The following is a 10,000-nucleotide window of genomic DNA, read 5'->3' on the forward strand; positions in this document are numbered from 1 at the left end:
TTATTCCTTATCGTGGTTCATGGTTAGATTTCGAATTTGACGCGAAAGATATCGTCAATGTTCGTATCGACCGTAAGCGCAAATTGCCAGTCACGACCCTGCTTTACGCTTTGGGTTTGAATGCCGAACAGATCCTTCACCATTTCTATAACACGATTACTTTTGTGCGTGGTGATGGCGGCTGGAAAGTGCCTTATGTCGCTGAAAGTTGGCGTGGGCGGAAGCCGTTCTTTGACATCATCAATGGCGATACCGGTGAAGTCGTTTTCCCTGCCGGGCAGAAGATTTCACCTCGCGCTGCCAATAAGGCTGGCCGCGATGGTCTGGAAACTTTGCTGATTCCGACCGAAGAAATCTATGGTCATTATTCGGCCTATGATATCATTGATGAATCGACCGGTCGTATCTGGATTGAAGCGGGCGATGAAGTCACGCCGGAAAATCTGGAATTGCTGGATAACGCCGGTGTCGCAACGCTTGATCTTCTTGATATTGATCATGTCTCAACAGGCCCGTGGATTCGCAATACGTTGAAAGCGGATAAAGCCGAAGACCGTGATCATGCTTTGGCTGAAATTTATCGGGTCATGCGTCCTGGGGAACCGCCCACGAAGGAAACCGCTGAAGCGCTTTTCTACGGCTTGTTCTTTGATCCAGAACGCTATGACCTTTCAGCTGTCGGTCGCGTCAAGCTGAATATGCGCCTTGATCTCGATTGCCCCGATACGGTTACGACCTTGCGGGCAGAAGATATTCTGGCCGTTGTGAAAACGCTGGTCGATCTGAAAGACGGCAAGGGCGAAGTCGATGATATCGATAACCTTGGTAACCGCCGTGTCCGTTCAGTCGGTGAGCTTTTAGAAAATCAATATCGTGTCGGTCTGTTGCGGATGGAACGCGCTGTTAAAGAGCGTATGTCCTCTGTTGACGTTTCGACTGTCATGCCAAATGATCTGATCAACGCCAAACCGGCGGTGGCTGCGGTTCGCGAATTCTTTGGTTCTTCGCAGCTGTCACAGTTTATGGATCAGACTAACCCGCTTTCCGAAGTGACGCATAAACGTCGTGTTTCGGCATTGGGCCCCGGTGGTCTTACCCGTGAGCGAGCTGGCTTTGAAGTTCGAGATGTTCATCCGACCCATTATGGTCGTATCTGCCCAATTGAAACGCCTGAAGGCCCGAATATTGGTCTGATTAACTCTCTTGCTACCTTTAGCCGTATTAACAAATACGGTTTTATCGAAACGCCTTATCGTAAGGTTGTCGATCACAAGGTAACAAATGAAGTTATCTACCTCTCTGCGATGGAAGAAAGCCGCTATACGGTGGCTCAGGCTAACGCAGAATTGGACGCAGAAGGTCATTTTGTTGAAGAGCTGGTTTCTGCTCGTGAAGCCGGTGAATTCTTGATGGCACCTCGCGAACAGATCACCTTGATGGATGTTAGCCCGAAACAGTTGGTTTCGGTTGCAGCCTCCTTGATCCCGTTCCTTGAAAACGATGACGCTAACCGTGCTTTGATGGGTTCCAACATGCAACGTCAGGCCGTGCCTTTGGTACGTGCTGAAGCGCCATTTGTTGGCACTGGTATGGAAGAAACGGTTGCTCGCGATTCTGGAGCCGCGATTTCGGCACGCCGTGCTGGTATCGTCGATCAGGTCGATGCATCTCGTATTGTTATCCGCACCACCGGTGAAATCGAAGCCGGTAAGCCGGGTGTCGATATCTATCGCTTGATGAAATTCCAGCGTTCTAACCAGTCAACCTGCATTAACCAGCGTCCGCTGGTCAGCGTCGGCGACTATGTGAATGCCGGTGACGTTTTGGCCGATGGTCCGTCCACGGAGTTGGGTGAATTGGCATTAGGACGGAACGTCCTTGTCGCCTTTATGCCTTGGAATGGGTATAACTACGAAGATTCCATCCTGATTTCCGAACGGATTGTGAAAGACGACGTCTTTACCTCGATTCACATTGATGAATTCGAAGTAATGGCTCGTGATACCAAGCTGGGGCCGGAAGATATCACGCGTGATATTCCGAATGTCGGTGAGGATGCTCTCCGCAATTTGGATGAAGCGGGTATCGTTTACATCGGTGCGGAAGTCCAGCCCGGTGACATTCTGGTCGGTAAGATCACGCCAAAGGGTGAAAGCCCAATGACGCCGGAAGAAAAATTGTTGCGAGCCATCTTTGGTGAAAAAGCCTCGGATGTTCGTGATACTTCTTTGCGTTTGCCTCCTGGCGTTGCTGGCACGATTGTTGATGTTCGCGTCTTTAACCGTCATGGCGTTGATAAAGATGAACGCGCTATGGCTATCGAGCGCGAAGAAATCGAACGTCTCACTAAAGACCGTGAAGATGAACGGGCTATTCTGAATCGGGCAACTTATGCCCAGCTTCAGGAAAAATTGCTCCGTCAGACGGTCGCAGCTGCACCCGACAAACGTATTGTCAAGGGTGCCAGAATTGACATCGAAACGCTGGCTTCTATTGAACCACATAGATGGTTCAAATTCGCGGTTGAAGATGATGCCCGTCAGGCAGAACTAGAAGCGATTAAGAGCCAGTATGACAGCGCCGACGAAGCTATTCGGAAGCGTTTTGAGGATCGTGTCGAAAAAGCACAGCGTGGTGACGAGTTACCGCCCGGTGTTTTGAAAATGGTCAAAGTCTTTGTTGCCGTGAAGCGTAAGCTTCAGCCGGGTGATAAGATGGCCGGTCGTCATGGTAACAAGGGTGTTATCAGCCGCATTCTGCCAGCCGAAGATATGCCATTCTTGGCTGACGGTACGCCGGTTGACATCGTTCTGAACCCGTTAGGTGTGCCTAGCCGTATGAATATCGGACAGATATTCGAGACGCATTTAGGTTGGGCTGCGCGTGGTCTTGGCGCGAAAGTTCGGACAGCTTTGGAAGAATGGCGTGAGGCGAATGCTGACCGCTATGAATGGGATTTCTCACCACCAGAAGTTGTCAGAGAGCGGATGATTGAGGTCTATGGTGAAAAATATGCCGAAGACATCAAAAGCCGTGAAGACAGAGAAATCGTCGAAATGGCAGGTCTGTTAAGAAATGGTGTGCCGATGGCAACGCCGGTTTTTGACGGTGCCAAGCCCGAAGATATTTCTGAAATGCTGAATTTGGCTGGTCTGGATGACTCTGGACAGGTTGAATTATATGATGGACGGACGGGTGAGCAATTCGACCGGAAGGTGACTGTCGGCTATATTTATATGCTGAAATTGCACCATTTGGTTGATGACAAAATCCATGCTCGTTCCATCGGCCCCTATAGCCTTGTCACCCAACAGCCATTGGGCGGTAAAGCGCAGTTCGGTGGTCAGCGCTTTGGTGAAATGGAAGTCTGGGCATTGCAGGCTTATGGTGCTGCTTATACCTTGCAGGAAATGTTGACCGTTAAGTCAGATGACGTTGTCGGTCGTACCAAGGTTTACGAAGCTATCGTCAAGGGTGATGATACTTTCGAGGCCGGTATTCCTGAAAGCTTCAACGTGCTTGTCAAGGAAATGCATAGTCTGGGTCTGAATGTCGAGCTGAAAACCTCCAAGGCAAAAGACGAAGACGATAGCAGTTTTCAGGTAGCCGCTGAATAGAGGTTAGTCTTTATGATGCGGTGCAGTTTCGACTGCACCGCAGAAGACTGCCTTATTTGTTGACCCTTTCTGAGGGATGAAGAATGAACGAATTAGCTAATTTTGCCAATCCGCTTGCCAGTACAGAGCATTTCGATCATATCCAGATCAGTCTGGCCTCTCCCGAGCGGATCCGTTCATGGTCTTTTGGCGAGATTAAGAAACCTGAAACGATCAATTACCGCACCTTTAAACCGGAACGGGATGGTCTTTTCTGCGCTCGTATCTTTGGGCCTATCAAAGATTACGAATGCTTGTGCGGTAAGTACAAGCGGATGAAATATAAAGGCATTGTCTGCGAAAAATGCGGCGTTGAAGTCACCGTTTCCAAGGTGCGCCGTGAGCGGATGGGCCATATCGAATTGGCAGCGCCTGTTGCCCATATTTGGTTTTTGAAATCACTGCCGAGCCGCATTGGTCTTCTGCTTGATATGCAGTTGAAGCAGCTTGAACGCGTGCTGTATTTTGAAAGCTATATTGTTATTGAGCCCGGTCTGACGCCTTTAAAGAAATTCCAGCTTCTGACCGAAGATGAATTGCTTGAAGCGCAAGATCAATATGGCGAAGATTCTTTCTCGGCTGGTATTGGTGCTGAGGCGGTTAAAAAGCTTTTGGAAGCCTTGGATCTTGAAACAGAACGCGAAGATCTGCTTGAAGAACTGAAGCATACTAAATCCGAATTAAAGCCGAAAAAGATCATTAAACGACTGAAAGTCGTTGAAAGTTTTATCGAATCCGGCAACCGTCCTGAATGGATGATTTTGGAAGTCATTCCGGTTATCCCGCCTGAATTACGTCCTTTGGTGCCGTTGGATGGAGGTCGTTTTGCGACTTCCGATTTGAATGATCTTTATCGTCGCGTTATCAACCGTAATAACCGTCTGAAACGTCTGATGGATTTGCGGGCACCTGATATCATCGTCCGCAACGAAAAGCGGATGTTGCAGGAAGCCGTGGATGCTCTGTTCGACAACGGTCGGCGTGGTCGCACGATTACCGGCGGTAACAAACGGCCTCTGAAATCCCTTTCCGATATGCTGAAAGGTAAGCAGGGTCGTTTCCGTCAGAATCTTTTGGGTAAGCGCGTCGATTATTCCGGTCGTTCCGTTATTACGACGGGCCCAGAACTGAAACTGCATCAGTGCGGTTTGCCGAAGAAGATGGCGCTTGAGCTGTTCAAGCCGTTTATCTATTCGCGTCTGGATGCGAAGGGTCTGTCAATGACCCTGAAACAGGCGAAAAAATGGGTCGAAAAAGAGCGGAAAGAAGTTTGGGATATCCTTGAAGAGGTTATCCGCGAACATCCGGTGATGTTGAACCGCGCTCCAACCTTGCATCGTCTGGGTATTCAGGCCTTTGAACCGGTTTTGATCGAAGGTAAGGCGATCCAACTTCATCCTTTGGTTTGCTCGGCCTTTAATGCTGACTTTGATGGTGACCAGATGGCCGTTCACGTGCCTCTGTCTCTTGAAGCGCAGCTTGAAGCCCGCGTCCTGATGATGTCCACCAACAATATTCTGTCTCCGGCAAACGGTAAGCCGATTATCGTGCCGTCGCAGGATATGGTTCTCGGTATTTATTATCTTTCAATGTCGAAGGAAAATGAACCCGGTGAGGGGATGCGCCTTTCCAATATGACGGAAGTGCATCAGGCCTTGAATGTGGGCGCTGTTACCTTGCACAGCAAGATTATCAGCCGCGTCCCGCAGGTCAACGAGCAGGGTGAGACCTATATGAAACGGGTCGAAACCACGCCTGGTCGTATGCTGTTGGGAGAAACCCTGCCGCAGAATTACAAAGTCCCCTTTGAGACCATCAACCGTCTGTTGACGAAAAAAGATATCGCTGATGTCATCGATACCGTTTATCGTCACACGGGTCAGAAAGACACGGTTCTTTTTGCTGATGCGATCATGTCCTTGGGCTTTAAATACGCCTGCCGCGCCGGTATCTCCTTTGGTAAGGATGATATGATCATTCCGGCGGCGAAAGAAGCCTTGGTCGATGAAACCCGCACCCTTGTTCAGGATTTCGAGCAGCAATATCAGGATGGTCTGATTACGCAGCAAGAAAAATACAACAAGGTCATTGATGCATGGTCCCGCTGTGGTGATCGTGTGGCAGCCGAAATGATGAAAGAAATCCAGATGGTTCATAAAGGACCTGATGGACGCGAGTTACCAGTTAACGCCATTTATATGATGGCACATTCTGGTGCGCGTGGTTCTGCTGCCCAGATTAAGCAGTTGGCTGGTATGCGTGGTTTGATGGCTAAACCGTCAGGTGAAATCATCGAAACCCCAATCATTTCGAACTTTAAGGAAGGTTTGACCGTCCTTGAATATTTTAACTCGACCCATGGCGCCCGTAAGGGTCTGGCTGATACGGCTCTGAAAACCGCGAACTCTGGTTATCTGACCCGTCGTTTGGTTGACGTCAGTCAGGATTGTGTCGTTGTTGAAGATGATTGTGGCACGGAACGCGCCCTTGAAATGAAAGCGATCACGCAAGGCGGTAATGTTATCGCCTCCTTGGGTGAACGTATTTTGGGTCGGACTTTGGCCGAAGACATCATGGGAACCGATGGTCAGGTTGCTATTCCGATTGGCACTTTGTTAGACGAAGCCCATATCGCGGTTATCGAAAAAATCGGTATCCAGTCGGTAAAAATTCGCAGCCCGTTGGTCTGTGAATCTCATGGGGGTGTTTGTGCCGCTTGCTATGGTCGTGACCTTGCCCGTGGTACGCCGGTGAATATCGGTGAAGCGGTCGGTGTTATTGCCGCCCAGTCAATCGGTGAACCTGGAACCCAGTTGACGATGCGTACCTTCCATATTGGTGGTGCTGCACAGTTGAACGAACAGTCCCATTTGGAAGCCGTCACCGATGGTCGTTTGCAGTTCCGTGATCTGCGCACGATTATTGATCCGCAAGGCAAACAGATTGCCTTGAGCCGGACGGGTGAAGTCGTTTTGACTGGCGCAGATGGACGCGAGCTGGCTTCCAGCCGTATTCTGTTGGGCGCCCATCTCCTTCATAATGATGGTGATATGGTCAAGAAGGGTGACCGTTTGGCTGAATGGGATCCGTTTACCATTCCGGTTATCACGGAAAGTGCCGGTATTGTTAAGTATCAGGATTTGGTTGAGAACCAGACCTTGACTGAACAGGTCGATGAAGCCACCGGTATTTCTCAGCGTGTCGTTATCGAATATCGCGCCCCGCGTGGTAAGGATGATTTACGTCCGCGTTTGACCTTGATGAATGGCGATTCTGGCGAGACCGCCCGTTACATGTTGTCACCGGGAACGGTTATTTCCGTTGACGATGGTCAGGAAGTTCTGGCCGGAACGGTTCTTGCCCGTGTCAGCCGTGAATCGGCTAAGACCCGTGATATTACCGGTGGTCTTCCGCGTGTGGCTGAATTGTTTGAAGCCCGTAAGCCGAAAGAAAATGCGATCATTGCGAAAGTATCCGGTCGCGTCGAATTCGGTAAAGATTACAAAGCCAAACGGAAAGTTATTATTCGTCCGGATGATGGTTCGGAACCGATTGAATATCTTGTCCCGAAATCCAAAGTTATTGATGCGCAGGAAGGCGATCACGTTAAACGGGGTGATAACCTGATTAGCGGTAGCCCTGATCCGCATGATATTTTGGAAGTTTTGGGCGTTGAAGCCTTGGCTGAATATCTGGTTTCAGAAATTCAGGAAGTCTATCGTTTGCAGGGTGTGAAGATCAACGATAAGCATATCGAAACGATTGTTCGTCAGATGTTGCTGAAAGTTGAAATTACCCATGCGGGTGACAGCATCTTCTTGCCGGGTGAACAGGTCGAAAAAGAAGACTTTGAAGCGGTTAATGTCAAATTGGAAAGCCAAGGTCAGGAACCAGCACAGGCAACGCCGATCTTGCTGGGTATTACCAAGGCTTCCTTGCAGACCCGCAGCTTTATTTCTGCCGCATCCTTCCAAGAAACAACGCGTGTTCTGACGGAAGCCGCTGTTCAGGGTAAAATTGATACCTTAAGCGGTCTGAAAGAAAACGTCATTGTGGGTCGCTTGATCCCTGCCGGAACGGGTGCTGCGATGAAGCGTCTTCGTGTGACAGCTAACAGTCGTGATGCTGCTTTACGGGCTGCGAATAAGGCCGTTAATTTTGAACAGCCGACGATCGCTATCGAAAGTGACAACACGGAAACACCAGATGCAGCCGAATAATTTCTGATTATTCTTTCTGTTAAAAAAAGGCAGCGCTTTTCCGAGCGCTGCCTTTTTTATGGTTTGATAAAGAGGAAGTTTACTCAAAATTTCCGTCAAAACAGGCAGAGAATATCTGCCTTCTGATATCTATTTTAATATATTTCGAGGTAAATGCATAAAAATCAGGGGGTAGGGATAGCCTTGGCGATCTGTTTTGGATCGGCCTGTCTCGATAAAACCTAAATGACGATAGAAGCCAAGAGCTTGGCTATTTTCTTCGTTGACATCAACGGACAGGATATCGTTACAAAAAGAAATAGCCTGTTGCACAAGCCTGCGTCCGATGCCTTGTCCCATAAAATGAGGCTCAATAAAAAGCGCTTCAAGATGATTGTGAGAGCATAGCATAAATCCTATCGCGTTATCGCTGTCATCAACAGCGAGCCATAAGGATGCCATGGGCAAAAAATCATAGAGCGACTTTTCTATTTCAAGACGATCTTTTGCTTTTAGAAAAAGATGTGTTTCTTGCACCGCATCACGCCAGATTTCCATAACACGCTGCCCATCGCCAGAATTTGATTTTCTGATCCGAGATATGAAAGGCATCTGGGGCATAAATTGAAGGTAACCTTGGTTCAAAAAAGGGCTTAGATTTTTTTATAAGAAAAGATGAATAGTATTTGGGATGACCATGAAAGGCTTTGAAATGGTTATTTTCAGAGTTATTTAAAAAAACTACGATCTGTTTCTAAAATGCTTTAAATAGAGAAAAAGGTTTTTTTGTAAAAAGCCTTCCGTCTTATGGGAGACATTATGCTTTTATCATCACTTTCGCCGCAGGCTGCGTTATTGGGTGGCCTTGTTGAGATTTCGTTACAAGCGGGAAGAAGAGCTTTAGAAATTTATCATGGTGAATTTACTGTGATGAAAAAAGAAGACGATAGTCCGGTAACACAGGCAGATCGTGAGGCAGAAGCGATTATTTTGCAGGGATTGAAAAAAATACAACCCGGTGTCGCCGTCATAGCGGAAGAAGAATATGCCAAAACCAAAAAAAGTTATAATACGGACAGCTTCTTTTTAGTGGATCCGATTGATGGCACACAAGAATTTGTCAACAAACGGGACGAATTTACGGTTAATATTGCTTTGATTAAAAAAGCCTACCCTATTTTGGGTGTCATTTATGCGCCAGCTATCAACCGTCTTTATGCGGGTGATGTCTTGGCAAAAACGGCATGGGCAGCCGATGTAACCGACGATTTTCAAATAGAAAACCGGACTAATATCGCAATCCGTCAAGCGGGCGAAAAATGGGATGTGATGACCTCTTTTTCTCACAATAACCCGACAACTGAAGATTATTTGAAGCAATTACCTATCGGAGAGCGGATTAAGGCCGGTTCTTCTTTGAAATTCTGTCTATTGGCAGAAGGAAAAGCCGATATTTATCCCCGATTGTCACCTACCCATGAATGGGATACGGCTGCTGGTCAGGCTATTCTTTTGGCTGCTGGTGGGAATGTGATCGATGAAAAAGGCGAAAATCTGATGTATGGAAAACCGGGTTATCGCAACCCCGGCTTTATTGCCTATGGCTCGGAGCAGCCGCCGTTACCTGTAGAAAAATAAACATAAAAAAAGAGCCGGAAAATTCCGGCTCTTTCTCATTATATCTTTGGCCTATGAGGTCAGATCTTTTTCAAGCTCTTTTCTTCCAGCCATGCTTCAAGCGATTTGATCGTATAATCGCCATCCACAAATTCTTCTTTGGCGAGAAGTGACCGCTGCAAAGGAATAGTCGTTTTAATTCCGTCAATGATAAATTCTTCCAGAGAACGGGAAAGGCGGTTGATGGCTTCTTGCCTTGTTTCACCATGCACGATCAGCTTGCCGATCATGCTGTCATAATAAGGTGGAATCGCATAACCGCTGTAAAGGCCACTATCGACCCGAACCCCAAAGCCACCCGGAGCATGGTAGTTTTTTACCTTGCCCGGTGAAGGCATGAAATTATCAGGATCCTCGGCATTGATACGACATTCAATGGCATGGCCGGATAACGTAACCTGTTCCTGTGTACGGGACAGGCCTTGACCATCAGCAACGCGGATTTGTTCGCGCACCAAGTCCAAGCCA

At 48.0% G+C, this 10,000-nt stretch carries 3 protein-coding genes and 2 pseudogenes; 3 read left to right on the forward strand and 2 right to left on the reverse strand.

All coding sequences use genetic code 11. The features are described 5' to 3' along the window. Together rpoB and rpoC are read left to right on the forward strand one after the other, a co-directional pair. Positions 1-3,617, forward strand: a 3,617-nt coding sequence (gene rpoB / locus LDL18_RS05105; protein ID WP_296507431.1) for a DNA-directed RNA polymerase subunit beta, incomplete at its 5' end; no start/stop codon positions are given. A gap of 83 nt (positions 3,618-3,700) precedes the next feature. Further along, a pseudogene (gene rpoC, locus LDL18_RS05110) lies at positions 3,701-7,807 on the forward strand (DNA-directed RNA polymerase subunit beta'); the annotation flags it as partial. A gap of 198 nt (positions 7,808-8,005) precedes the next feature. Here the strand turns inward: rpoC and LDL18_RS05115 are convergent. Continuing rightward, complete coding sequence (locus LDL18_RS05115) at positions 8,006-8,476, reverse strand: acetyltransferase (RefSeq protein ID WP_296507438.1); 471 nt, start codon at positions 8,474-8,476, stop codon at positions 8,006-8,008. Positions 8,477-8,674: 198 nt separating this feature from the next. On the opposite strand from LDL18_RS05115, the gene cysQ reads away from it, so the two are divergent. Beyond that, positions 8,675-9,493: a 3'(2'),5'-bisphosphate nucleotidase CysQ gene (gene cysQ / locus LDL18_RS05120; protein ID WP_296507440.1), complete on the forward strand. Its 819-nt coding sequence runs from the start codon at positions 8,675-8,677 to the stop codon at positions 9,491-9,493. A gap of 59 nt (positions 9,494-9,552) precedes the next feature. On the opposite strand, the pseudogene LDL18_RS05125 reads toward cysQ, so the two are convergent. Continuing rightward, positions 9,553-10,000 (reverse strand): annotated as a pseudogene (locus LDL18_RS05125) (acetyl-CoA carboxylase biotin carboxylase subunit); the annotation flags it as partial.

The sequence above is a fragment of the Zymomonas sp. genome (genome assembly GCF_020216885.1).
Lineage (GTDB): Bacteria > Pseudomonadota > Alphaproteobacteria > Sphingomonadales > Sphingomonadaceae > Zymomonas.